Origin of the sequence: Scytonema sp. PCC 10023, assembly GCF_963920835.1 — a bacterium.
GTDB lineage: Bacteria > Cyanobacteriota > Cyanobacteriia > Cyanobacteriales > Nostocaceae > Kalymmatonema.
On sequence record NZ_CAWUDP010000013.1, the window covers coordinates 33,288 to 59,080 of the forward strand.

Annotated in this window: 17 protein-coding genes and 2 pseudogenes; 11 read left to right on the forward strand and 8 right to left on the reverse strand. The window is 45.5% G+C overall.

Annotation, left to right across the window (positions count from 1 at the left end; all coding sequences use genetic code 11):
• The first annotated feature begins 82 nt into the window (after positions 1-82).
• The 6 genes and pseudogenes from ACM0OZ_RS10295 (at position 83) to ACM0OZ_RS10320 (ending at position 9,503) form a co-directional block, all read left to right on the forward strand.
• Positions 83-1,528: an NHLP bacteriocin system secretion protein gene (locus ACM0OZ_RS10295; RefSeq protein ID WP_414582707.1), complete on the forward strand. Its 1,446-nt coding sequence runs from the start codon at positions 83-85 to the stop codon at positions 1,526-1,528.
• Positions 1,515-3,812, forward strand: a complete 2,298-nt coding sequence (locus tag ACM0OZ_RS10300) for an NHLP family bacteriocin export ABC transporter peptidase/permease/ATPase subunit (RefSeq protein WP_414582708.1) — start codon at positions 1,515-1,517, stop codon at positions 3,810-3,812. Before ACM0OZ_RS10295 ends, ACM0OZ_RS10300 begins: the two co-directional genes overlap by 14 nt.
• Before the next feature lie 85 nt (positions 3,813-3,897).
• Complete coding sequence (locus ACM0OZ_RS10305) at positions 3,898-6,798, forward strand: NHLP bacteriocin export ABC transporter permease/ATPase subunit (RefSeq protein ID WP_414582709.1); 2,901 nt, start codon at positions 3,898-3,900, stop codon at positions 6,796-6,798.
• 206 nt (positions 6,799-7,004) lie between these two features.
• Positions 7,005-7,247 (forward strand): annotated as a pseudogene (locus tag ACM0OZ_RS10310) (macrolide ABC transporter ATP-binding protein); the annotation flags it as partial.
• Positions 7,210-7,587: a hypothetical protein gene (locus ACM0OZ_RS10315; protein ID WP_414582710.1), complete on the forward strand. Its 378-nt coding sequence runs from the start codon at positions 7,210-7,212 to the stop codon at positions 7,585-7,587. The pseudogene ACM0OZ_RS10310 and the gene ACM0OZ_RS10315, both read left to right, overlap by 38 nt.
• Before the next feature lie 911 nt (positions 7,588-8,498).
• Positions 8,499-9,503 (forward strand): hypothetical protein, encoded by a 1,005-nt coding sequence (locus tag ACM0OZ_RS10320; RefSeq protein ID WP_414582711.1) that lies wholly within the window; start codon positions 8,499-8,501, stop codon positions 9,501-9,503.
• A gap of 702 nt (positions 9,504-10,205) precedes the next feature.
• On the opposite strand, the pseudogene ACM0OZ_RS10325 reads toward ACM0OZ_RS10320, so the two are convergent.
• The 4 genes and pseudogenes from ACM0OZ_RS10325 to ACM0OZ_RS10340 form a co-directional block, all read right to left on the reverse strand.
• Positions 10,206-10,422, reverse strand: a pseudogene (locus ACM0OZ_RS10325) (hypothetical protein); the annotation flags it as partial.
• Positions 10,423-10,448: 26 nt separating this feature from the next.
• The gene (locus ACM0OZ_RS10330; protein WP_414582712.1) at positions 10,449-10,808 is read right to left on the reverse strand and encodes a type II toxin-antitoxin system RelE/ParE family toxin; all 360 of its coding nucleotides are present in this window, start codon (positions 10,806-10,808) and stop codon (positions 10,449-10,451) included.
• Complete coding sequence (locus tag ACM0OZ_RS10335) at positions 10,742-10,981, reverse strand: hypothetical protein (RefSeq protein ID WP_414582713.1); 240 nt, start codon at positions 10,979-10,981, stop codon at positions 10,742-10,744. The genes ACM0OZ_RS10330 and ACM0OZ_RS10335 overlap by 67 nt, the downstream gene beginning before the upstream one ends.
• Entirely contained in the window at positions 10,965-11,255 is a 291-nt protein-coding gene (locus ACM0OZ_RS10340; RefSeq protein ID WP_414582714.1) for a type II toxin-antitoxin system Phd/YefM family antitoxin, read from the reverse strand. The genes ACM0OZ_RS10335 and ACM0OZ_RS10340 overlap by 17 nt, the downstream gene beginning before the upstream one ends.
• A gap of 174 nt (positions 11,256-11,429) precedes the next feature.
• Here ACM0OZ_RS10340 and ACM0OZ_RS10345 point away from each other — a divergent pair, with 174 nt between their 5' ends.
• Together ACM0OZ_RS10345 and ACM0OZ_RS10350 are read left to right on the forward strand one after the other, a co-directional pair.
• A complete protein-coding gene (locus ACM0OZ_RS10345) occupies positions 11,430-11,555 on the forward strand; it encodes a hypothetical protein (protein ID WP_414582715.1) in 126 nt (41 codons plus the stop codon).
• Positions 11,515-12,276: a MerR family transcriptional regulator gene (locus tag ACM0OZ_RS10350; protein ID WP_414582716.1), complete on the forward strand. Its 762-nt coding sequence runs from the start codon at positions 11,515-11,517 to the stop codon at positions 12,274-12,276. The genes ACM0OZ_RS10345 and ACM0OZ_RS10350 overlap by 41 nt, the downstream gene beginning before the upstream one ends.
• Here ACM0OZ_RS10350 and ACM0OZ_RS10355 read toward each other — a convergent pair.
• From ACM0OZ_RS10355 to ACM0OZ_RS10365, 3 genes are all read right to left on the reverse strand, one after another.
• Positions 12,241-14,982 (reverse strand): filamentous hemagglutinin N-terminal domain-containing protein, encoded by a 2,742-nt coding sequence (locus ACM0OZ_RS10355; protein WP_414582717.1) that lies wholly within the window; start codon positions 14,980-14,982, stop codon positions 12,241-12,243. The genes ACM0OZ_RS10350 and ACM0OZ_RS10355 overlap by 36 nt on opposite strands.
• 612 nt (positions 14,983-15,594) lie before the next feature.
• Positions 15,595-18,621, reverse strand: a complete 3,027-nt coding sequence (gene sbcC / locus ACM0OZ_RS10360) for an exonuclease subunit SbcC (RefSeq protein WP_414582718.1) — start codon at positions 18,619-18,621, stop codon at positions 15,595-15,597.
• A 487-nt stretch (positions 18,622-19,108) separates the two neighbouring features.
• Positions 19,109-19,306 carry a hypothetical protein gene (locus ACM0OZ_RS10365; RefSeq protein ID WP_414582719.1) on the reverse strand — a complete coding sequence of 66 codons (198 nt, stop codon included), beginning with the start codon at positions 19,304-19,306 and terminating at the stop codon, positions 19,109-19,111.
• Positions 19,307-19,460: 154 nt separating this feature from the next.
• Here ACM0OZ_RS10365 and ACM0OZ_RS10370 point away from each other — a divergent pair, with 154 nt between their 5' ends.
• Both ACM0OZ_RS10370 and ACM0OZ_RS10375 read left to right on the forward strand, forming a co-directional pair.
• Entirely contained in the window at positions 19,461-21,767 is a 2,307-nt protein-coding gene (locus ACM0OZ_RS10370; protein WP_414582720.1) for an NACHT domain-containing protein, read from the forward strand.
• Between the two features lie 741 nt (positions 21,768-22,508).
• Positions 22,509-23,195: a conjugal transfer protein TrbI gene (locus ACM0OZ_RS10375; protein ID WP_414582721.1), complete on the forward strand. Its 687-nt coding sequence runs from the start codon at positions 22,509-22,511 to the stop codon at positions 23,193-23,195.
• Between the two features lie 12 nt (positions 23,196-23,207).
• Here ACM0OZ_RS10375 and ACM0OZ_RS10380 read toward each other — a convergent pair whose 3' ends face one another.
• The gene (locus tag ACM0OZ_RS10380) at positions 23,208-23,486 is read right to left on the reverse strand and encodes a hypothetical protein (RefSeq protein ID WP_414582722.1); all 279 of its coding nucleotides are present in this window, start codon (positions 23,484-23,486) and stop codon (positions 23,208-23,210) included.
• A 1,039-nt stretch (positions 23,487-24,525) separates the two neighbouring features.
• On the opposite strand from ACM0OZ_RS10380, the gene ACM0OZ_RS10385 reads away from it, so the two are divergent.
• Complete coding sequence (locus ACM0OZ_RS10385) at positions 24,526-25,776, forward strand: S-layer homology domain-containing protein (RefSeq protein ID WP_414582723.1); 1,251 nt, start codon at positions 24,526-24,528, stop codon at positions 25,774-25,776.
• Positions 25,777-25,793 lie beyond the last annotated feature (17 nt).

Here is a 25,793-nt window from a genome sequence, read left to right on the forward strand (position 1 = left end):
TCAGGGCGATCGCGCCAAGCGTACTGCCCTTACGAGCAATCGCACTCTTTAAAAAAATCTGGGGCAACTAAGGTGAGGCTAAATGTTAGACCAAAAAAGCAGCCTATTCCGAAAACAGTCACTGGAGCGTTTATCTTCTCCTGAAAGACTAGACCAGCTGATGCAAGTGGTTAGTCCTAAAAGCTGGCTGCCTCTAACCGCCTTGAGTTCCTTAGTGGTGGTAGCCATAATCTGGAGTATTTGTGGACGCATTCCCATTACCGTCGAAGGTCGAGGAGTGCTGATTTATCCACGCAAAGTTGTACCACTGCAGGCAGCAAGCGCAGGGCAATTACAAGCTTTGAACGTCAATGCAGGAGATTTCGTCAAAAAGGGAGACGTACTGGCAACGGTTAACCAATTTGACCTACGCAAGCAGTTACAACTAGCGCGTGCCAAACTAGCCCAACTCCAGGAGCAGGACCACAACGCTAACTTGTTGCAAATGCAGCGTCAGCAGCTCGACATAAAGGCAATCCAAGAACAACGCCAGAATCTTCAGCAGAGGCTAAAGATTGTGCAGGATTTGACACCTATCCTGAGGGAGAAAGGGCTGGTGTCAATAGGGCGCGAACGTCAGACCCTTAAGCAACGCTTGCAAACACTCCGGGAATTACTTCCTACTTATAAAAAGAGATTGAACAACCGCCTACAGCTATTAAGAGAGGGAGCGGTTTCCGATGATGTGGTGTTACAGGCGCAGCAGCAACACAACGATGCCAGTGTAAACATTGATGAAGCTGAATCTCAGATTAAGCAACTAGATGTTAAAGAAGCGGAGGCACAACGAGAATACCTAGAGAACCTCAACGAAATCAAAAACATCCAAGCCCAGTTGCAAGAATTGAACACTAAACAAGCCAATATCGCTCAACAAGACCTGGAAAATTCAATTAGCCGAAAAAAAGAGATTCAAGAAGTCGAGCGAGAAATTGCCCAACTGGAACAACAACTTGGCAATAACAGCCAGATTATCAGCCAACACTCAGGACGCGTTCTCGAAATCACTGTTACACCTGGGCAGGTTGTTGATGCAGGAACTCGCTTGGGGAGTATAGATGTAGAAAATTCATCCAGCAAATTAGTGGGCATAACTTATTTTCCAGTTGGGGATGGCAAGAAAATTCAACCGGGTATGATGCTGCAAATGACGCCCCAAACCGTGAAGCGAGAACGCTTTGGCGGCATCGTCGGTAGTGTTACCACGGTCTCACCATTTCCCATTACAAAGGAAGCCGCCACTAGTGTGGTGGGTAATCCAGAAGTGGTGGCAGGTTTGGTAGGTGACAAGCAGGAGGGAGTCATGCAAATATTCGCTGACCTCAAGCCGGATTCCGCCACCTTCAGCGGCTACAAGTGGTCTTCGTCCACAGGACCACAATTGAAAATCTCTTCTGGAACGACTACAGTTGTTCGCGTCAAGGTGGAAGAGCGAGCTCCAATTACGTTTGTTTTACCCATCCTGAGGTCTGTCAGTGGTATCTACTAATCCTTTATCAGTGACACCGATTAATTTTTTGCAGCACCTGCAAAAACTGCTTTTAGGTCAAAGCAAACGGGTAAAAACCCCCACCCTTTTGCAAATGGAGGCAGTCGAATGTGGTGCCGCAGCTTTGGGAATTATTATGGCTTACTACGGGAGAATTGTGCCGCTGCCAGAACTGCGGAGAGAGTGCGGTGTTTCCCGCGATGGCAGCAAGGCTTCTAACGTGCTCAAAGCTGCCAGAAACTATGGACTCCAAGCCAACGGCTTGAAAAAGGAACTGGAGCAACTTCCAGAGTTGCGCCCTCCCTATATTGTGTTCTGGAACTTCAACCACTTCCTGGTTGTGGAGGGATTTGGCAAGAAGCGAGTCTATCTCAATGACCCCGCCACCGGACCACGTCATGTGTCCCTACAGGAATTCGACGAGGGGTACACCGGAGTGGTATTGTTCATCGAACCAGGTCTGGAGTTTAAGAAAGGGGGTCGTAAACTCAGCCTGATTCTATCACTATGGGAACGGTTACAAGGCGCTACTGGTGCCCTGAGCTACTGCGTGCTAGTGGGGTTTTTGTTGACGATAGTTGGGCTGGCGGTACCCGTGTTCAGCCAAGTGTTTGTAGACGAAATCCTGATTCAGGGACGGCAGGACTGGCTGCGTCCGTTGCTTCTTGCAATGGCGATCGCAACGGTGTTCCAGGGAGTATTAACGCTGTTGCGGTTGCGGTACTTGCGTCGCTTGAAGGTCAAGTTGGCTGTAGGAATGTCCAGCCGCTTTCTGTGGCACATCTTGCGCCTACCCGTTGGTTTTTACGCCCAGCGGTTTGCAGGAGAAATTAGTAGCCGCACCAGTCTCAACGACCAAGTCGCCAATGTTCTTTCGGGGAGGTTAGCGACTACGGTTATCGATACGGTGATGGTGATTTTTTACGCGCTAGTCATGCTCCAATATGACTGGGTACTGACCTTGGTTGTCGTCACCTTTGCTGGGGTGAATGTTTTAATCTTGCAGTGGATCTCCCGTCGGCGCGTAGATGCTAATCAGCGATTGATACAAGAGTATGGCAAAGCTGCTGGCGCGTCTATTGCTGCTCTCCAAAGTATGGAAACGCTGAAAGCATCTGGGTTGGAGTCAGATTTCTTTTCCCGGTGGTCAGGTTACTATGCCAAGGCACTTAATTCCCAGCAGGAACTGGGGGTGACAAACCAGACGTTCTCAGTCTTACCCACGCTGCTGTCTGCGCTCTCATCTATGGCTTTTTTGATTGTAGGCGGTTTACGGGTGATGAACGGGCACCTCAGCATCGGGATGCTCGTAGCCTTTCAAGGAATGATGCAGAGTTTTCTGCTGCCTGTGAACAATCTCGTTAGTTTCGGCAGCATTCTCCAAGAAATGGAGGGTAATTTGATTCGCTTGGATGATGTGCTGGACAATCCAGTAGATCCACAACTAGAGCACAGAAGTAGGAGAGCAGCGGGAGATGAGGGAGATAAGGGAGCAACATCCTCCTCATCTTCCTCATCCCCCTCATTTTCCTCATCTCCTCGTCTACAGGGGTACGTCGAACTGAAGAACATTACATATGGCTACAGCCGCTTAGAACCCCCCCTGATTGAAAATTTTAACCTCCTAATTAAACCCGGACAGCGAGTCGCCTTAGTAGGTGGGAGCGGTTCTGGCAAATCTACCATTGCCAAACTGGTAAGCGGGCTTTATCAACCTTGGGCGGGGGAAATTCTCTTTGATGGGAAACCCAAAGAACACTTTTCTCATCAGGTATTGACTAACTCCATCGCTATGGTAGAGCAGGATATCGTGCTGTTTGGCGGAACTGTAAGGGAAAATTTGACTCTATGGGATACCACAGTAGCGGATAAAAATCTGATGCGAGCTTGTCGCGATGCTGCCATCGACGATGTGGTTCTTTCTATGTCTGGGGGGTTTGATGCGGAGCTGATTGAAGGTGCCGCCAATTTAAGTGGAGGTGAGCGACAGCGGTTGGAAATAGCCCGCTCTTTGGTGAATAATCCTTCCATCCTTATCATGGATGAAGCCACCAGTGCCTTGGATGCCCAGACAGAAAAAATCATTGACTCCAATCTTCGGCGACGGGGATGCACCTGCATTATCGTGGCACATCGTCTAAGCACGATCCGGGACTGCGATGAAATTATTGTCCTTGAGGGCGGTAAGGTAGTGCAACGAGGGACCCACCAAGAATTATGGCAAGTAGAGGGAGTGTACTCGCGCTTACTCTACATCGAAGGGGCAGTGCTGAAGGAAGGATAGGGGCGACGAGGAAGCTTCAAAGCAGGGAGAGCTAAAATGCCTCTTGACGTTTGACTCTTAACCTATAACTCATTTAAAATCCAAAATGTTATTACAAGGGCAATTTTATCAAGTTAAGGGCAATGAGCCGATACTGCTGGATGACCCTTATAAGGTTTGGGTGGTTCAGTCTGGCTCTGTAGCCTTGTTTGCCACCACGGTGAAAAATGGTGTTGTAGAAGGTACTCGTCGTTATTTATCCAGTATTAGTGAGGGAGATGCACTTTTCGGAACTGCTGTCAGTTCTTTGAATCAGCACCGTCAGATTTTGGCAGTGCCAATTGGAGAGACACAACTGCTACAAGTACATCAGGGATGTTTCAGAGAGTTAGTAGCCAATGCAGATGTTAGGGCGATCGCCTGGGTAGAAGGTTGGCTTTGGCAACTCAGTACTGCACTCGCCCAAGTTGTCACGCCAGCAATTCAGGTGAGGGCTTCTTGTTTTCAAGCACAATTTTCCCTGACTCATGGTCAGACTTTCCAGCCTGAAGGGGGTATAGTCTGTTGCGTAGAGATTCAGCAAGGAACTGTCCGTTTGCTGGGGTTTGAAGAACTTACCTTGACAACCGCAACAGGAATTTTTTTCCTCAGCGACAAAATGTGGCTAGAAGCTGTGGATGAGGTTCAGCTTGTCACTCGAGGCACTTCACAAATCCGCAATCCAGATACTCTGCTTGAAGGTCTCTCCCAGCTTCATACTCAACTTCTGCGCTGCGTGAACCTTTTGGATGAGCGGGAAGCGCAGGAAGAACTTATTCGGTTGCGCGATCGCCAACGCCTCAACTCTCAAGTAACAGCGGAGGCATTAGAGGAGCTAGCATCGACCTTGGGATCTCAAAAAGCGACCTTTTTGCCGGAAGAGGAAGGCGCGCCCCTGTTAGTTGCTGCTGGTTCGGTAGGAAGGGCTTTGGGGGTGAAAATCTGCCCCCCTGCGCGATCACAGGACTTCAAACGGGTCAAGGAACCTTTGGAGGCAATTGTGCGGGCTTCGCGCCTCCGGATGCGGCGGGTGCTACTACAAGACAAGTGGTGGAACAAGGACTGTGGACCAATGGTAGCTTACACCAAGCAGGACAACCGACCAGTGGCGCTGCTGCCCGTTTGTTCCACTCGCTATGAAATACTTGACCCAGTTGATCGAACCCGTTTTCCTTTGGATGACGGCAGGGCTTCAACCCTATCTCCAGTTGCATACACGTTTTATCGGTCTCTGCCCGATAAAGTTCTCAAAGCTACGGATGTACTCCAGTTCGCGCTTAAGGGTCGTGCAACAGACGTGCAAGCCATTCTATTTACTGGCATTGCCGCTACAGTATTAGGGATGCTCACACCCCAAGCCACTGCAATTATCATGGACAACGCGATTCCAGATAGCGACAGAGGACTATTGCTGCAAGTCGGATTGGGGCTTTTGGCTGCTGTCTTCGGAACGGCGCTATTTCGGCTAGCCCAGGGGTTTGCCCTCTTGCGGGTGGAAACGTTTTCCGACGCCTCCACCCAACCCGCTGTATGGGATCGCTTGCTGAACCTACCAGTATATTTTTTTCGCCAGTACACCACGGGTGACCTTCAGTCCCGAGTACAATCGGTGAGTACGATCCGTCGTCGGCTCAGTGGCACGACCCTGATAAATCTCATTACTGGTCTGTTTGCATTGTTTTACTTATGGCAATTGTTTTACTACAATGTCACGTTAGCCCTAGTCGCTGTTGCTGTTGCAATAATTGCGATTATTGTTACCACAGTCTATGGTACGGTTCTCCTACGCAAGGTTCGTCCACTGTTGGAGCTACAGGGAAATATCTTTGGGCAGACGGTGCAGCTGATTAATGGCATTTCTAAACTGCGTGTCGCTGGGGCTGAGGAGCACGCTTTCGCTATATGGAGTAAAAATTACAGTCGGCAAATAAAGCTGGAACTCAGCACACAAAAAATTGAAGACAGTGTCACACTGTTCAATACGGTGATGCCCACGCTGACTTCTGCAATGCTCTTTTGGTTTGCTACACAGCAGCTAGCGCAAGCTCAGACTTCAGGTATTACCGGACTTTCTATTGGAACTTTCCTGGCTTTCAACACAGCCTTTGGCAGCTTTATTAAGGGAGCCACAGATCTGAGCAATACAGTAACCGAAGTTTTACAAGTCATCCCTGAGTGGAAACGCACTCAGCCAATTCTGGAAACCATACCAGAAGTGAATTTCAGCAAAGCCGATCCTGGTCTCCTTATAGGTAGAATTGCTGCGAAGCATATTACTTTCCGCTACTGCAAAGATGGATCACTGACGCTGGATGATGTGAGTATCCATGCAGAGCCTGGAGAGTTTATTGCGCTTGTGGGGGGTTCTGGAAGCGGTAAATCGACAATATTCCGATTACTACTAGGGTTTGAGATTCCTGAAGCTGGTGCCATCTACTACGATGGTCAAGACCTGTCTGGGTTAGATGTGGACACAGTGCGCCGACAGTTGGGTGTCGTTTTGCAAAATGGTCGGCTAATGTCAGCTTCCATTTTCGATAATATCGCTGGCGGTGCTCGGCTTACACTGGATGAAGCCTGGGAAGCAGCGCATATGGCTGGGTTAGCTGACGATATTGCAGCAATGCCAATGAATATGCATACTGTGATTAGTGAAGGCGGTAGCAATCTCTCTGGAGGACAACGGCAACGGCTGCTCATTGCTCGCGCTCTGGCATTAAAACCCCGCATTTTGTTATTTGATGAGGCTACCAGTGCGCTCGATAACAGAACCCAGGCGATTGTTAGTCAAAGTTTGGATAAGTTGCAAGTTACCAGGATAGTGATTGCTCACCGACTAAGCACGATTCGCAACGCTCACCGCATCTATGTACTCCAAGCAGGTCAAATTGTGCAGCAAGGCAGTTTTGAGTATCTGGCTTCTGTTGAGGGACTGTTTGCCCAGTTGATGGCTCGGCAGATGGCGTAGCTGGTTAATCAGTCGTTTATAGATTGTGTAGAATCAAATCTTAGCTGGTGACCTCGCCCACACAAGCTGTGTGGCAGTACTGGTTTGTGTGGGGTGAGGGATATATTACCTTTGACTGCAACTTGGTATAAGTTTAAAAGTTTAATTTTGGCTAGTATTGCCTACCCCTTGACTTTGACGCAACGTGAGGTTCGTACTATACAGTCATGGCGATCGCCCGCGCTTTGGTCAATCGTCCCGCTTTGGTTCTGGCAGATGAACCAACAGGAGCATTGGATAGTCAGACTTCCCAGGAAGTGATGGAGTTGCTGACTGATTTGAATAGTCAGGGCATTACGATTGTTATCGTTACCCATGAGGCTGATGTCGCTGCTCAAACCCAGCGAGTTATTCATGTTAAGGATGGTTTGATTGTGTCGCCTGTTACGTTTACCAGCCGCAACACCTAGACTCATAACCGCAGAAGCTAAAGACACAGGAGCTCACCGCCAACAGTTGACGACGGAAAATATCATAAAACCTCACGGGAAGTGTGGAAACTTTCTCATTGTAACGACGGGCAAATTTCCGCACCCAATCTGCACTCAACCCCGTAATTTCCGCCACTTGCTCTACTTTCATGGGGTTTCCAGGTCGGCTTTTGGAGGCGAATCACTAGCCAACGGGTACGTTCTGCTCCATTTCCACAACGCTGATAGCGGCGGGTCAATTCTGCATACTCCAAGTGCAGCACAATTTAAATTCGCGATGCTCCCAAAGGGAGCCGCCCAAAGGGCGATCGCGGCATAGTTGATGGCAGTCTTTATCTTCCATCAAATGATACTATCTTTGGCAACTTCGTATTAAGTAGCTAAATCTGCTAGCAAAGTTTGGAAACTATGAACAGGTAAATTATCCTTGGTATGTTTTTTGAGCTTTAGCTAAAGCTGTGAATTTCAGGATTATTTGGCACTAATTATTAGCGCGATAAATGGCACCTTTAACAGTGAAAAGTACGCAAGAAGCCACAAACAAGTACATTGTGATCAGCGCCAATTATCACAACTTCATAAGCTTCTATAATAGTAACTTCGGGAATAGGGTATCTTTCCAGATGTTAGAAAGCTGTTAAGAAGTATAAATCTATCGGCGGTTATAATTGAGAGATTTGGCATTTCTGTGATTAATCTTTTGTTTACTATCAGTCTGTAGGAGGATGCCATCCATAGATTAGCCAGCACTAATCTGTGGAAGCTACAATGCAGATTGCAGGAGAATCGCCAAACTTATTTATTATTAGATAATGCCTGTTTTCAAGAGTGAGCGAGCAAATCCTGAAAGTATCGCTCTTCAGGAACACAGAGAAACCTGAATTCTTACCCTGCATGATATTCTGCCTGAACAAAATCAAAAGAATTAACAATCAAATCTAAATTTTGTTCATTTAAAACGTCAATCAAATTTCGTATACTTTTGTTAAGTGTGGTGCTCACTGTTTTTTAGTTTGATTTTGGGTTAATTAAGGCTTGATGGAATCAAACTATTTTCACTGAAATTTAACTGAATTACAAGCCAATTCTAACTAGCTGTCAAAAATAGTTATGTAGTTAGAAAATAGTATTTCTTTATTGAAGATGAAAGTCAAAAAAAGCTTTCACTCATGTCGTTGATATTCCTCTTTTTGGGGGAATTTCAGTTTGAGTCATAGGAGTTTAGTTCTAATGGCAACTTCTGAGAATAGCAATCAAACTGCTGGGCCACAAGGTACTAGCAACAATTTAACTGGTAATGGCAATTTTTCTTTCACTGATGGCGCATGGCAGTCCACCGATGGCAGCACTTTAGATAGTGCCGCTAGTGGTGGCTTCGGTGCTGGCGGTGCTGGTAGCGGTGGCTTTGGTGGCGCTGCTGATGGTAGCAATCCCTTTGCTGGTGGTAGCGCATCTGGTGGTGATAGTGCCTCCGGTGGTAGCAATCCCTTTGCTAGTGGTAGCGCATCTGGTGGTGATAGTGTCTTTGGTGCTAACAATGCCGTCGCTGGAGGCAACCTCCCCGGCAACTTACCATTTGGCAGCACTCCTCCCTCGAACGAGAGTGGTAGCAACCTACCTGAAACTGGCAACGGTCAACCTGTACCTTATAACAGCGACAACTGGATATCTGATCTTCAAAACTTAGATGGTGCAGATGCCACCGACAACAGTGGTCAAGGTAACAGTAACTGGTTATACGGTAGTAACAACACAACCGACGGTAATGGTAACTGGAATTTTGGTAGTGGCAACACAACCAACGGTAACGGTAACTGGAACTACGGTGATGGCGGCAAAACCGAAGGTAATGGCAACTGGGGCTTTGGTAGCGATAACACAACCAACGGTAACGGTAACTGGAACTTAGGCAATAACAACGACATCCTTGGTAATGCCAATACACAGACTGGTAGTAACAACGACATCCTTGGTAGTGGCAACACAGCCAGTGTAAGTAACAGCAATCTCCTTGGAAACCGGATTGAAGCCAGTGGTGATGGCAATACACTCGTTGGTAATGAAGGTTGGAATTTCTCTGTTAGTGGCGAACTGATATCGCTAGGTAGTAGTACGCCAAGCCTTGCTATAGGCACTGATGTCAGCAATTTACTCAGCAGTCCTGACCTTGTAACATCTGCCATATCAAATCCAGGCTACAACAACCCGAATTATGATTTCTCTGCCACAGCCTAAAAGTTGTAGCAGACCATCGCCAGTTTTTGTATCGATAAGCCTGTCTATCAAAGAGCCTTTGAGAGTACTGCACCCATAACGGACTTTGGGTGTAGGTGAATGGCGGATCAAAAAGTTTGCGTCCTTCGACCAATTTTTTTGCACAGCAAACAGAGGGAGAAGGACAGCAAGCTTTTTGACAAATTCTTAGGAAAACGAAAAAATATATGCTAAGATAGATATCGGACTAATGCGCGTAACAAATTCAGGTAAGTTTCACCCGTGGCTGACCGTCGAGACAAATATCACCCCACACTAAAGGAACTGTGTTGGTATTGGTAATGGTGACGCGGCAGGTATCCCACAGACGAGACAACCCTAGTTAACAGCTAGCTTACAAACAAAATATTTAGATCCGTCTGCCTACGGGCTGTTGGTGGACGTTAAACTAAAATGCCTGCGGAGACGGTCTGACGGGGACTCGTTAGTCCAGTTAAGAGTCGTAGAGGCAGGAACTCCCAAAGAGCAATCTTGGGAATGCGTTTCCATACCGCAAGGTTGGGAACGGAGAATGTCAATGTGGCGATGACCGTTTTTGCAGACGTGAGTTGATTTACATTTTGGCGTTGCTGAACTAAAATATGAATCACGCGATTGCCCAAGGGGCACTGGCACCTTTGCAATCGCCTCAAGCTTGCGGGCGCATAGCGCCCGCAGCGCCACCTGCTGAGTTTTACTCACTTCAATCCGGGCTTGAAAGGCTTCTTTGAGGTGAGGCATATGAGTTACGGTGAGGATGCAGGCGAAATCAGACGCGATCGCCATGCAGGGCGGCTCCCAGAGGGAACATCGCCCCAGGCGGGAGAAAAGCGCCATCGCATTAATCGCTGCAACGCCGGCGATCGCAGTTCTCATTGCCTTGTCCATCTGCGGTTCCAAATAGTAATAAACTGGTTGCAACAAAAACTACTCCACAATATCCAAAGCTGCTTTTGCATCAGCAACTGTGACTAACATTGTCATTGGCGCAACAGGTGAAGAGATAAAACCACATTTTTCATAAAATTTCTTTGGTTCTTCCGAAATAGCGTGGACTTCTTCGTCAATTTCTTCACTGGTCAGCGGAGCTTGCGATCTGTGACGCACATGAAGTACAAACACAGTATCTTCCCGAATCGTAAACAAAATTCGGTACTTGTTTCTTGACTTACCGTAGATTAGTTGACGGATTTCTTCAGTCAGTGCATCGTTTTCTGCAGCTAAAGCGCAGCGTCGTGGCTTTTCTTGTGAGTCCAGTCCTGTTCGCGTAGCGTGTCCGAAGGACATAGGAGGGTTTCCCTCCGCAGGGAACTGGCTCTCCCGTTGGGTAAAGTTGCAATAGTATCCATCAATTCCCGAAACCACTTATCGGCATAAACTGGGTTTCGCTCTCTCAACCAAGAATAAGCAGCCTCAATTTCTGCATTTGCCGTTCGAGTCGTTCTAACTTGAAATGCCATACTTTTGTTGCATTTCTTGTTCAAATTCGCTCAAGGTAGTGGTTCTAGCTGCTTCGACATCTTCCAATCCCTTCTTGATTCCAGCAATAGCTTCCAACTTCTCTAAAGCATCAAGTAGCTTCTGGTAAGATTCAGCATCTTGGACTACAAGTTCGGCTTTACCATTAACTGTCAGCACTACAGGTTTTCCCGTCTGCTTCATCTGCTGTAGGAATTCCAGCGTATTACGTTTAAAGCTGGAGAGTGAATGAATATCTCGACTGATGTTTATCATTGGGTTTATTCTGCACTGAATTTGCACTTAATTTAATGCAATTCTATCGTACACCCAATAGAAAACTGCTATAAAAGCAGATTTGGCATAAGTCAAAGAATCATCCAAAATTTTTTCATTTCACCCAAATAACCCCTTGACCCTCACGTTACGTGAGGTTTGTACCATACACTCATGGCGATTGCCCTCGCGGTGCGGCACGGCTGCGCCGAACGGCAGTGGGCTTTGCCCAATCGCGCTTTGACAAAAAGGAGTACAGATGATGGGTTCCAAATGGTGGAAGGTTGGCGAACTGGCTAAGCAAACGGGGCTATCCGTTCGCACACTTCATTATTATGATGAAATCGGTTTAATGAAGCCATCTCACCATACTGAGTCAGGTTACCGTCTTTACGCCACTGAAGATATCGTCCGCTTGCAGCAAATCAAGTCCCTGCGGCAATTGGGTTTCTCTTTAGAGGAGATTCGGGATTGCTTGGACAGCCCTGATTTCACGCCGCAGCGTGTGATTCAACTTCACCTAGAGCGCCTACGGGAGCAAATTGCGTTGCAGCAACGGCTGAGCGATCGCCTTGAGGCAATTGCCGCTAGCTTGGATGCGGCGGAGGATATCTGCGTTGACAAGTTCATTGAAATTATTGAGGCTATCACTATGTTTGAAAAATACTACACTCCAGAACAATTAGAAGAGTTAAAGCAACGCAGACAGGTGCTTGGTGAAGAAAGAATTCAAAAGAGTCAAGTTGAGTGGCAAGAACTCATCGAGCAGGTTCGTGTGGAAATGGAAAAGGGTACTGATCCAACAAGCGAGCCAGTACAGTTGCTTGCTAGACGCTGGAGAAACTTAATTGAGGAGTTCACTGGCGGTAATCCTGAGATTGAGAAATCCCTCAATACTATGTACCAACAGGAGGGTCCAGAGGTTGCTAGCCGCAATAGCTTCGACACGAGGATTTGTGACTACATCTCTAAGGCAATAGCAGTGTTAAAAAGCACCGCAAGACACAGGGTTCTGCCATGAACCATGAGACGTGATCAAAGGCGGATTAGCTGTGAGTACTACCTCTCCCTTTTCGTTTATCACCCACCCAGTAGCTTCTACGATGTGTTCTGGTGTAGCAGTAGTTGGTTTGCTGGTAACAGATGAGCGATCGCGGTTATCGCTGCTAGGATTGAGAGTCACCCAATTTACCTGCACTGCATCTGGTGTCAACATATCTAAGGGACTGGCGGATATGCCACCGCGTCCGGTGACAAGAAATGAACTGGCTCTTTGCCTGCTACCAAGATTGCAGCTAGTATCAATTTGTTGGGAAACATCAACTAAATTTGTAGGTAGTTCCACTAATCCCCGATTTGGGTCAATATCAGGTGTGTTGAGTTCTACAGTGCCGTCTACACCAAACTCTGAACTGGCAGTAATGTCACTCAGGGAAGGTAGGCTTTGGCGGGGTTGAATGCCATAGATGCCAAATGCTTTAATATCCACTCTTCCACCAATGCCTGTGTAAGCATTGGCAGAGATGTCGCTATTTTCATCCCTGACGGCAACGATGAAACCGTTAGGAGTATTGATGGTAATGTTGCCGCCGTCTCCAGGCTGTTGTGCTGTGCCTGCGGTGGTAGAGATGAAACTTCCACGACGCAACAAAAGTAAGTTTCCTATCTCTAGCCCAATATTTCCACCCTGACCCGTTGTGGTCTTTGCATTAATCTCACTTTGAGTATCAAGCTGAATAGTATCTGCCACAATGCTGATATTTCCAGCGTTCCCCTTGCCAGAGACATCGGTATTTATAGATGAAATATTCCGTAAGTCCATACGGTTTGCTTGAATGTTAATTTCTCCAGCGTTCCCTGTGGCATTTTCCCCCGTAGCACTCCTGATCTGCGAACCGTCCATCTGCAAAGCATTTGCACTTATGTTGAGTTTCCCAGCGTCACCCATGCCATAGGAATCAGTAGATATGCCAGTATTTTTGGTTACAAAAGAACCTGCCACCTGAATGTTGATATCTCCTGATTTACCTGTATATATCGTACGGCTATACACCCCCGTATTTTCAATCTGCAAAGAATTTGCGCTGATGTTGATGTTTCCAGCGTTACTCTTAAAAGTATCAGTGAGTATGCCCGTATTCTTTATTACAAAAGAGTCGCCGACTCGAATGTTGATGTCTCCGGCGTTCCCTTGGCTATTTTCCTCGGTATAAGTATTGATTCCTGACCCTTCAAGTAAAAAAGAATTTGCGCTAATATTGATGTTTCCAGCGTCACCGTTGCCAAAGCTAACAGTATCTATAGCTGTGCCTCGTACTTCCAAAGAGTCGGCAACCCGAATGTTGATTTCTCCGACGTTACCTGGCTTTGCTGTACGGCTAAGAACTGCTGAGGTATCAGTTTGTAAAGAATTTGCGCTTATGTTGACTTTTCCAGCGTTATCTGTGACAGTATCGCTTAGTATACCAGACGATGTTACCACCATAGAGCCTGCGACTTGAATGTTGATGTCTCCGGCTTTTCCTGTGCTATTTTCCTCTGTATTGCTAACGATATTTGTATTTCCAAGCAAAAAAGAATTTGCGCTGATGTTGACGTTTCCAGCGTCACCCTTGCTCCATGCTTGAGTGCCCACGCTAACCAGAGTGCCACCCTCCCTGGGCTGATTCTCAAAGGCGATCTTGTTGGCAACTAGCTTAATTTGTCCACCATTTCCCGAACTGTAGGTGTTCGCTGTGATGTTGGACTCATTGATACCTATGTTCTCGCCGATAATGCTAACTTCTCCCCCATTTCTATCGCCAAGGGTATCAGCTTGTACAATTGACTGCCCAGTGAAACTGATGTTCCTACCAGTTATCGCAATCGAACCACCGCCTACTCCTGTGGTACTCACAAATGTTTTGCCAGAAAACTGGATATCACCAAAACTGGGAGCATCATAACTGAGCTTCCAACCTTGTTGTATTGGCACGAGGCTCACAGCTCCATTGCTACCAACACTGCCGATTTCAATACGTCCGGATGGTGACTTGAGAATGCCACCCTCACTAGACACATTACCTCCCACTAGTGCTAAGGTTTGCCCCTCTTTTACTTGCAATCCCTCAAAGCTAGTGTCAATTGGGGGACGCGGTCCTAGCTTGGTAATATCCTCATAATTAATGTCGTGCCCAGGTCCTTGTACCAGAATCGGTCCTGGATTGCTGCCCATGTTTAGTCCAACAGGTGCGGTTATTGTCAACAGGGGTAAGTCTTGTGATGGAGTGGCACTAAATTTAGTACCATCGGCAAAATTTATACTGTTAGCTGTACTTGCCAAGAAAGAGCCGCCAATATTTAAACTGGCATTCGCTCCAAAGACAATTCCATTCGGGTTAATCAAAAACAGGTTAGCCGTACCTAGGGTGCGGATCAACCCATTAATATTAGATATTGACCCACCCGTAACTCGGCTGATAATGTTTTGAATGTCAACACTATTGTTAAAGAAAGCTCCCCCACCAGTGGGAACAGAAAACTGTTGGAAGCTGTGGAATAAATTACCGCCTGCTTGTGTTCCGCCTGTGATATTGAAAATGTTGCCATTTATGTTGACGATGGAATTATTCGGTAAAGTGGCATCAGGGGTAATTTGAGCTTGAGTGCAATCTGCGGATAAAGTATAGACACCTGCGATCGCAATTCCTATGAAAGCCCCCCAACAAGTAGTTCGCAAACCAGCCATTGCACTCTCCCAAGCTGTGTAGTCATTGCACCTTAAATCAACCACAATTAGTATTCGTCAAGTTAACACCTGTATACTTCTCAGCTAGAGAGTGGCGATTTTACGCAAAAGAAGCTAATTCTTTACAAAACGTCATCAAACTTGGCAACTTGTCCTCACAATGCACGTAGTCCGATTCGTTTTTTCAACTATTACATTTTGACAGAATCAATAACCGCAAAAACACGGCTGTTGTTTAAATTAACAAATGTACCTGCGAATCACTCTGTCTTTTACTCACTTCAATCCGGGCTTGAAAGGCTTTTTTACAGCGGTTTTCCTTTAGCTGGGTATGCACTACTACGCTGGTGAAAAGAGGAGTTCAATGTAGTTACGATAGTGTGCAAGCTGCTGGCTCAGTTGCTTTGGTTCTTGAAGGAGCCGCACCATAACAAACGCTCCTTCAAAAATACAAACCAAGCCATCTGCTTTTTGTACACAGTGAATCATCAAAAAAACATAGCTTTTGCTTAGGGATTTCCAACAAATTCATTATCCAATGAGAATGGGGTGGACATCCTGCCCGCCCAAAAATCTAACAACAAGTTGGATATTTTTTTATTTGGAAGTCCCTTAAATCATTAATCGCACCTGCGAACCCTGCTGAGTTTTATTCACTTCAATCCGGGCTTGAAAAGCTTCTTTAAGGTGAGGCATATGAGTTACCGTTAGGATACAGGCAAAATCAGATGCGATCGCATTAATCGCTGCAATCAGGCGATCGCATCCTTCTGCATCTTGTGTCCCAAACCCTTCATCCACAATCAACAATTGCAACGCCGCCCCTGCCCGCTGCGCTAATAATTTCGCCAAGGCTAAACGGATCGCAAAGTTAATTCTAAACGCTTCTCCACCAGAGTAAGTTTCATAAGCCCGCGTTCCTCTAGCATCAGCAATCAAGATATCCAAGGTATCTATCAACTTGGCATTTTTCTTGCTTGCCTTACCACTCTTTCCAGCTCTTTGTGTAACAAATTGAACGTGTAGCTGATTGGCACTCAGTCGCGAAAGCAGTTGATTCGTCTCAATTTCCAATTGCGGTAAGACATTTTCAATCATCAATGCTTGGATACCATTTTTACCAAAAGCCTGTGATAATTCCTGATAAATGCGATGTTGTCGTCTTGCTTCTTGCAATTGCTGCTGCTGTTGTTCATACTGAAGTTGCAATGTTTCTAGTTGGTGAGCCTGCTGCTGCAAGCGTCCCAACTGACCAATTTGTTCGTCAAGTTGCCGTCGGCGTGATGCCAATTGCTGCTCTAATGCTGGGATTTGAGCAGATGGATTTGCTGATTCTTCGAGCTGCTGGACAATGCTTTCGATTTGGATGGCAAGTCTTTGCCGCTCAGTCAATCTCGCTTGCAAAGATACCTCTAACTCTTGTAATCTTGTTTTCAGTTGCGGATACTGTTGCTGCGCCCCCACAAGTTGTTGATAGCGTAACTGCCAAGATTGAGCTTTGCGTACAGCCATGCGAAGATTGTTATGCTCTTCTGACACGTAACCAATTTCAGCAATGTGGCGCTCAAGAGCGGCGATTTGTCTGGCACATTCAGATTGCGTTGCTTCTTGCTGGATTCTGGTTTGTAATTGGGCAATTTGTCCCTGAATTTCTGGTTTTCGTGCTTCTATTTGCGCTTGACGCTTTGCCGCATCTTTAATTTGGCTGAGTCTAATTTCTGCCCACCGCCACCGCTCTACTTCGTTACGGGCAAGGGCGTGGTCTTGTTCATTGTAGTTGAGTTGTTGCAAATATTGTTGAAGTTGCTGGAGTTCGGCTTGGGTTTCATGAGCATAATTACCCATTTGCAACCAGCGTTCTAATTGGTGCTTTTCAGCGACTATTTCTTGTAGCTGTTGTTCGACATCACTTGTCGCCTGCAACTGTGCTGCCAATTGTCCCCTTTGCTCGCGTAGGGCATCATAATGAGACAATTCCTGTGATATCTCACGATATTCCTGCCTAAGTACCTGAATTTCTCTGTCTGAGACAGCCATTCGCTCCCTGACTATCCACAGTTCATCTTGTGCATCTTTGTACTCTATTTTGGTTTTGTCTACCACACGATTCCAGTAATGTTCTTCTAGAGGACGTTCGCACAAAGGACAGATAGCATTGGGGTTCTGGAGCATTTGCAGCTTTTGCTGGAGTTCTCCTAGTAGTTTTTCAAAGTCCCGTTGATGAGCCTGCAAGCGTTCGATCAAGTGACGCCTTTCCTGTCCTTTTTCCTGTACTCGTTGTAGATAAACCCGCTTCTTCTCCAATTCGTCGATCTGCATTGCCACTTCCATCACTGCTTGTTGCAGTTGCGGTTGGCGTCTGTGCTGACGTTGCAGTTGGTTGGCTGTTGCTTCGAGTTGTTCGAGTCGAGCAACTAAACCAGCATGAGCGCGATCCAATTGGCTTTGCAATGTCGCCCGTTGTTGCAACAGGGGAGCGACTTGCAGTTGTAACTGATCGAGTTGAGCAACACGGTTGCGTGCAGCAGCAAGTTGTGCTATTGCAGCTTCGACTTCATCAGACTTAGTGAGAGTTTGCTGAAGTTCCTGCTCTTGTTGCTGCACAGCAGCGAGTTGTGCCTCTGCGTGTTGAAGTTGCCGTTCAATTTCGTTAATTTGTTTGGTGAGCTGCTGTTGCTTTTGTTGCCTTGCTTGCTGGGCGCGAGTGTATTCTTCAAATTGAGCGCCCATCGCTTCTTCTTGAGATTGCAAAACTTGGTATTCATTGTACCCAGCTTCAATCTCAGCTGCTTGACTTAAGAGTTCATCTAAAGAAGAGAACTGAGAGTCAATTGCTGACTGCTCTTGTTGCAGGCGATCGCAGTCTTGAGTAAGATTCTGGTACTGCTGCCTAACAAAGTTCAGTTGTTGCTCCCAGTTTTGTCGCTGATGCTGGACAACTTGCAAACTTTGTAACTGGATATTCTCAAAAGCTTGTACCTGTTGCAGTTGGTTGATTTCGGCTTCCAAGTCGCCTTGTTTTTGGGCAATTGCTTCACGTTGTTGCAGTTGAGATTTCAGCGAATCCAAAAGGCGCTCTAGTTCTTCCGTTCTTGCTTTAAACTGACGTGAGAGTTCTTTTGCCCGTTCTTCTAATTCATCATACTGATTGAGTTTTAATAACTCTGCTAATATTTCCTTACGCTCACTAGGTCGCTTGAGCATGAATTCATCGGCACGACCTTGACGCAGGTAAGCCGAATTAATGAAAGTTTCGTAATCAAGTTTAATATGTTCTAAAATCAAATCTTGTGTTGCTCTTACCCCTTTGCCGGTCAGTGCGCGAAACCCAGTGGGTATTTGTATTTGAAATTCCAGAGCACCACTTCCACCCCGCACTCGGGTGCGAATCACTCTATAGGTTTGCTGGTTTGCTTCAAAGATGAAATCAACTCTAACTTCTTTTGCACCTGTTTGGATAACATCATCTTCGCTAGAAGCTCTGCTCTCACCCCAAATTGCCCAAGTGATAGCTTCGAGGAGGGAAGATTTTCCAGCGCCATTGGAACCACAAATACAAGCCGTGTGTAACCCGCGAAAATCTAAAGTAGCATCGCAGTAACTGAGGAAGTTTTTGAGAGTAAGTTGGATTGGAATCATCGAGGGTTGGGCGCTAGACCTTTTTTTTAGAAATAACAGTACATATGCTCTTTTTGTTAGTTTAGCTAGCTAAAAATAATGTTTCTAGTATTTAACACCTTAAGTTAACGAATGTTAACAATAGAATGAGTGTTTTTTTCATATTAGGCAAACATTTTTTACTACGAGCGTGGAAAAATTCATCTTTCCTGCGGTTCTTTCCTTTTTGCCTCCCATAAACAAGAAGTTTGTTTGATTCTTTAAACGGCTTTACAGATAAGGGGGATAAGGTGAAAAAAGAGGACAAGGGAAATTCTCCTTGTTCCCTTGTTCCATCTCGCCTACTTTTAATTAAGAAGGGGGGTAGTGGCAAATAAAATTTGCCAAGATTTTCTGGAGATGGTAGACGAACGCTTGTGTGCATCATAAAAAAACAAACCCGTTTGTTTGTGCAGGTTTAGTTTTACAAGCAGCGACTAGAAGTCGCAAAGGTGTATTTTGGTGATTCCTAATTCCGTTCACTCTCATTTAACTTAGAGCGTGGTATCAAAAGTCCAACATATGTACCCACAGCAAATTTTGTTAAATCCAGGAATTGAGGACGGCTTTTCTCGTCGATAACTGCAAGAACCAGAGAACCAATCACGGTAATCAGCATGACAATACCCAGCACTTCATCTTTTGAAAGGAACTTCTTGGATAACATCTATTTACTCCACCAATTGCTACATCCCTAGCTTTACAGGTGTGTGGTTGCGAAAAGATTGCTTACAGGTTGGCGTGATGGGTGAGTTGTGCATGAGAACGGGATGATTTAAAATTTTCGTAGGTACAATCAACACAAGTGTTGTGGTTGGACTATGACAGGGCGATCGCTTTGCTGCTCTCCTAAAGGTATCAAAACCGCAGAAAGAGCTTTAATCCGCTGTTCGTTAACTCAAAAGGCATTAGCTGAAGATTTAGAAATCACGCGCCAGCCTATTGGTAAGTTCTTTACAGGTAAACCTGTTGACCGCAATCTCTTTGTCCAAATTTGCGACAGGCTGGACTTAGAGTGGGAGGAGGTAGTTGCTGAACCACCCAGCGAACCAGAGGTAGAAGCAGAGCAAGATCATAACATTGATATAGATGTCCTTGTAAAAGAGGTACGGGAAAAGATAAAACCCCTTATACAAGAACGCTGCGATACAATGCGTGTGTTGGAAATGACTCAGCCAATGGGGTTGAATGATATCTACACCAGCGTCAATATCCTAGAGAAAATCAGCGGACGGCGGCGGTTAGAAATCGATAAATTACTGCAAGAGTGTGAATACGAAGATTTTGACCGTTTGGGACTGGGTAGAATTACTCAAGAAACAGTGCCAGGACTGGAGGCGGTAAATAAACATTCCAAGCTGATGATTTTGGGGAAACTAGGGGCAGGTAAAACCACGTTTTTGAAATATCTAGCGATTCAGTGCATTGGAGGTGAGTTTCATTCTCATCTTGTGCCGATTTTTATCACCCTCAAAGACTTTGCTGAAGCTGCAAATAAACCAGGATTACTGGAATATATTACTCTTCTTGTGGGGCAGGCGTCTCGCCTGCCTTTGGTAAAGGGCGGGCAGGATGCTCACCCCAGAAATACTTTATTAATTGAAAAATTATTAAGTCAGGGTAGAATACTAATTATCCTTGATGGCTTGGACGAAATTAGAGAAGAAGACAGCAGCCAGGTTTTAAAAGAAATTCGTGATTTTTCTGACCAATATAGAGACAATCACTTTGTTATGACCTGCCGCATTGCAGCGCGGGAATATACCTTTGAGAAATTCACAGAGGTGGAAATTGCAGATTTTGATGATGAACAAATAGCTACCTTTGCAAGCAACTGGTTTAAGGATAAAGCTGTAAAACCAGAGATATTTATCAAACTGCTCAAAGAAAATAACCGAATCGAAGAACTTGCTCAAAGTCCACTGCTACTGACGCTGCTATGTCTGGTATTTGAAGAGTCGGGGGATTTTCCAGCTAATCGTTCTGAGCTATATAAAGAAGGACTGGATGCATTGCTGAAAAAATGGGATGCCAAGCGGGGGATTTATCGTGATCAGCTGTACAAAAAGTTGTTGAACCAGCGCAAAGAAGATTTACTCAGCAAAATTGCCTTGATTACCTTTGAGGGAGGTAACTATTTTTTCAAACAGAAAGTTGCAGAATATTACATCACAGAATACATTCGCAATTTACCAGATGCAAATACAGATCCGGAAGCATTGCAACTGGATAGTGAAAGAATTTTAAAGTCAATTGAAGCACAACACGGGATATTGGTGGAACGGGCGAAGGGTATTTACTCGTTCTCCCATTTGACTTTCCATGAGTATTTCACCGCAAGAGAATTGGTTGTTTGCAAACAGTCATCAGAGGAGGCATTGCAAAACCTTGTTACCCACATGATGGAAAAACGCTGGCGGGAAGTTTTATTCCTAGCGCTGGGGATGTCGCCTAGTGCAGACCGTTTATTGCTGTTGATGAAAGAAAAGGTAGATGGACTTGTCACTGCTGATAAGAAGTTGCAGCAGTTTTTTATGTGGGTGAGCCAAAAGTCTAGTTCAGTGGACGTTCCTTACAAGCCAGGGGCTGTTCAGGCTTTTTACTTTGAGAGCGACCTCGAGCTCGACCGCCACCTCAACTTCGCCCGCGAGCTTGCCCGCGAGCTTGTCCGCGCCCGCGACCTCACCCGCGACGACGACTGCGACCTCGACCTTGACCGTGCCCTCTCCCTCGCCCTCTCCCATGCCCGCGAGTTCGACCTCAAATGCGCCCTCTCCCTTGCCCTCGACCGCGCCTTAGACTATGCACTAGACATAAACCTAAAGCAAGCGCTGCAACAGCTTAAAGAGAAACTACCAAACTCAAAAGACTCGAAAAAAATTCAGCAATGGTGGCAAGCTAACGGTCAGGCTTGGATTGAGCAATTAAGAATAGTGATGATTAAGTATCGCAATATTGGTTATGATTGGCAGTTCAGCGGTCAGCAAAAGGAATTGCTCAAGCAGTATTACGATGCCATTAAATTGCTGGTAGATTGCCTAAATAGCGACTGTTATGTCAGCCGTGAGGTGCGACAGAAAATAGAGGATGAATTGTTATTACCAATTGCAGAGATTAACAAGCGTTAGCAACAGATTTTCTGGCATATGGGACAGATGATTTGTCTGGTGCATTCCACAACAAAAATACCTGGCGATTAGAAATCGCGCTATACAAACAAAGCCCGCCTACGCGCACTAAATACATTAGCCTGCGTAGGCAGAGAGAAGTCCTGCAGGCGGTGAGACCAGTGCTGCAGGAGGGTTTCCCGACAGCAGGCAACTGGCTCTCCCGTTGGGGTTTCCCGCCGTAGGGAACTGAGCGCAAAGCGCACGCTACGCGAACGGAGCTTCGCTTGTATAGCCCCAGACTTATAGTCTGAGGGCGATTTCATCCGTGATAACTGTTAAATAATTACTGTAGCAATTTTACAGCAAAGCAATAAGCTTATTGCTTATCTTTGTATAAACAAGAGGTGTATCAGTATGATACTCTCCCATCACAAGAAATTAACATTACAATAGAAAGTAAGAGATTGCAATTTGCCTGACTCCCCTATTACTGGGCATACATCGCCAGATACAGATAATGTAAATAATGTAAAAATCTTTAGGAACTATTTCACAAGCTTTCCGTCATATACATCCTTCGTTACTATTCTCTAGCGCCAAGAAGCGGTATAAGAATAGAGAGGAACAATTGCACATTCTTACCGTCATAAAATCGATTTAAGCCTCGGAATACGCCTAACGACAGGTTTAAAAAAAGCCAGAAACAATCTCAGTAACAGCACGTCAAACACATTAAGAAAGAAACAAAAAGGCTCTGCTATGACTCACTTGAATCGTTGGAAAACTGGAACCGCTGCACTTATGGCAATGGCAATGACAACAGGAGCCATTGCACCCATGTTTGTCTCTGCTCCCGCTTCTGCACAATCAATCTTTCGCGGTCAAACCCAAACCCAATCAGGAACAGTTTCAATTCCTGCTGGAGTTACACTTCCAGTCACCTATGACAAAGATAAAATTGTTGTCACTCCTGATGAAACTGCACCCATAAAGCTGAAGGTGGCAAGAAACATTGTAGATAGGGCAGGAAATGTATTGATTCCAGAAGGAACCGAAATTGATGGACAATTGCAACCAATAACCAGAAATGGTGTCAAAGGGACTTATTTTGTAGCGCAAGAGTTACTGCTTCCTAATGGTAATCGGCAGTCTATTAATGCAACTTCTCAAATCATTACCAGAAAGGAAACAATCAGCAAAGGAGCTAAAACTGGTACCATTCTGCAAGATGCTGCTATTGGTGCAGGTGCTGCTAGTGTCATTTCACTGCTGACAGGTAACCGCAGAATTGAAGCTTTAGAGCCGATACTCGGTGCTGGTGCTGGTGCTGCTGCAAGCGTTTTATTACGGCGCAACAAAGCTGACGTTCTGGTTGTTGAACCCCAAAGAGGAGATTTGAATCTCGTACTGCGCTCTAATTTGTTAGTATCTCGTGGCTATTACTAGGCTAATCTTAATTTAGATTGTGCGCCTAATTAATTGGCAGTGCGATCGCCTCCGGCACTGGGCTTTGCCGAATCGCCCTTCCTTTGCCTCCAAGACACTTTGCGCCAAGAGTGCGATCGCGAAGCGACTCCGAAGGAGTATCGCCCGTATACTACCAAGGGGTTGCCAGAAGAGCAACCCCTCCTCTGTTTGTACAAGGAGACAGAGGAGGGGTTGCTCTACAGCTGTCTGTTGCCAATAAATTGTACTGTTGTGTTGAGCTAGAGATGGTAACACAAGACTTGACCCCACTCCTAACCCCTCGCAATTTGCTCTCTCGCAAAGGAAATACTTCCGTGTTTTGAGCTTAGTGAAAGGGAGTTTGGAAGGATGAGGTTTTTTATCGTTCTAGGACACCAATTCAGTATTCAGACTTGGAGCTAAAAAACCCGTTTTTTTGTAGAGACGCTTCAAACAGCGCGTCTCTACAGCCAACGAAAAATTAATCTTTTCAGGAACAGAAACCGGGTTTTTGGGATTAGTGAATCGGTGTTCTAGGTAGCATCACATAAAAATTTTTAATTTTTTTGCAACTATTCTGTCGATGCCACGTCTTACTTAATAAGCTGGATGGAAATAGTTTTTAACCAGGGTTATTTCATTCTTCCTCTACTCGCTGTGGAACTTAAGTTCCACAGCTAATAGCTTAAGTCGGTTTTAACAGACTCAAATTCTGAGTTTTAGGAGGTACTGCGCCCTTGGGGGTTCCCCCGAGTGTACAAAGTGCCGTTTCGTTTTAACGGACTTCGGCTATTAGCCCGGAAGTTTATTTCTGGGCGAGTCGTGCATAGAATGAAATAGCCCTGGTTTTTAAATTGGCAAAACACATAGGAAAATCTTGACTGAAGAAAGTCTCAAGGATGAAAGAAAGGAGAAAGATAGAAATAAAGTAGTTTTACTTTTTTTTTACTTTATTTTCACCAAGAAAGAATCATCCGCTACTAATCATTCGTCAGAATATTGAACGCGTTTTCTCGTTATGAATCAAGAGTTCTGGTTTCTGAGTATTGGTCTGAAGCCCCCGAATTTATTCGTGGAAAAAAAAGAAAGTTTTTCCATTCTTAAATCCCCCGGATTCCCCTTGTGGGGATATTCTGAGTTCTGTGTTCTGTGTTCTGCATTCTTCTTAAATTTTTCCTTCATTTCAGACTTGAGATTTTATCCTTTCAATGACTCTTATAGCCAAATGAAACTATTAACCAAAGCCATAACGATTTAGGAACTTCCTAATTCAAATATAGTCGAATTAACAATCAGAAAAGAGCAGATTTTTTTGGGGAGTGAGGATATAATGTTTGGTCACTTTCGTTGGCAATCTGGATGTGCTGCATTCATGGCTTTGGGCATAACAGCAGGTACTATCGCACCTCTAGTGACACCTACAGCTTCTTTCGCCCAAACAACTTTTACAGACCTTCAATCCAACTATTGGGCAGCAGAGTTTATTCAACAACTGGCACAACGGGGAATTATCGCTGGATTTCCAGATGGTAGCTTCCGCCCAGAACAGCCAGTCACACGCGCTCAATTTGCTGCCATGATTGGCAAAGCTTTCCAAAAAGCGCCAGAACGGCAGGCAGTCAGATTTTACGATGTACCAAGCAGCTTGTGGGCATCGAGTGCGATTCAGGATGCATATACCACCGGTTTCTTGTCTGGATATCCTGGCAATCGTTTCGAGCCTAACCAAAATATTCCCCGCGAACAGGTTTTAGTTTCCCTGGCTAACGGTTTAGATTACAACGTTAGCGGTGACGCCGAAAGCAACCTGCAATATTACAACGACTCTAATAACATCTCTAGCTATGCCCGTAGTCCAATTGCTGCGGCTACAGAGAAACAAATTGTCGTGAATTATCCTAATGTTAAATTCCTAAATCCGCAAGCAACTGCAACTCGCGCACAAGTAGCAGCTTTTGTCTACCAAGCACTGGTTAGCTCTGGTAAAGTCGCAGCAATTAACTCGCCCTACGTTGTAGCTCTTGGTGAACCGACTCCATCAAAACCAGTAGCGGTGACAATTCCTGAAGGTACTGTGATTCCTATAAAGTATGAAAAAGCAGAAAAAATTCTCGTGACTAAGGATGAAACAGCACCTCTAACCCTCACCGTGTCACAAAACGTGATTACTGATAAAGGAACTGTAGTCATTCCGACTGGCAGTCGGGTAGTTGGTGAACTGCGTCCCGTCAAAGACAAGGGCGGTTCTCAATTCATCGCCCAAAAACTCATCTTAACTAATGGTCAGGAGTATCCAATCAATGCGACTTCGGAAGTAATTACCAAGACCGAAACTGTCAAAAAGGGCATCAATACAAAAACAATTCTCAGGAATACCGCACTTGGTGCAGGTGCAGCAGCAGCGGTATCTGTTGTAACTGGCGATCGCGCTATTGCTGCAGAAGAAGTTCTGGGCGGCGCTGCTATTGGTGGATTGATTAGTCTGTTCTTTGGTAAGAAGAGTGTGGATTTAATCGCCATTGATCCAAACACCGACTTGCAAATGACCATCGGTCAGAACTTTGAGGTTTCGTTGAAATAAAAGATATTCTTGATTCT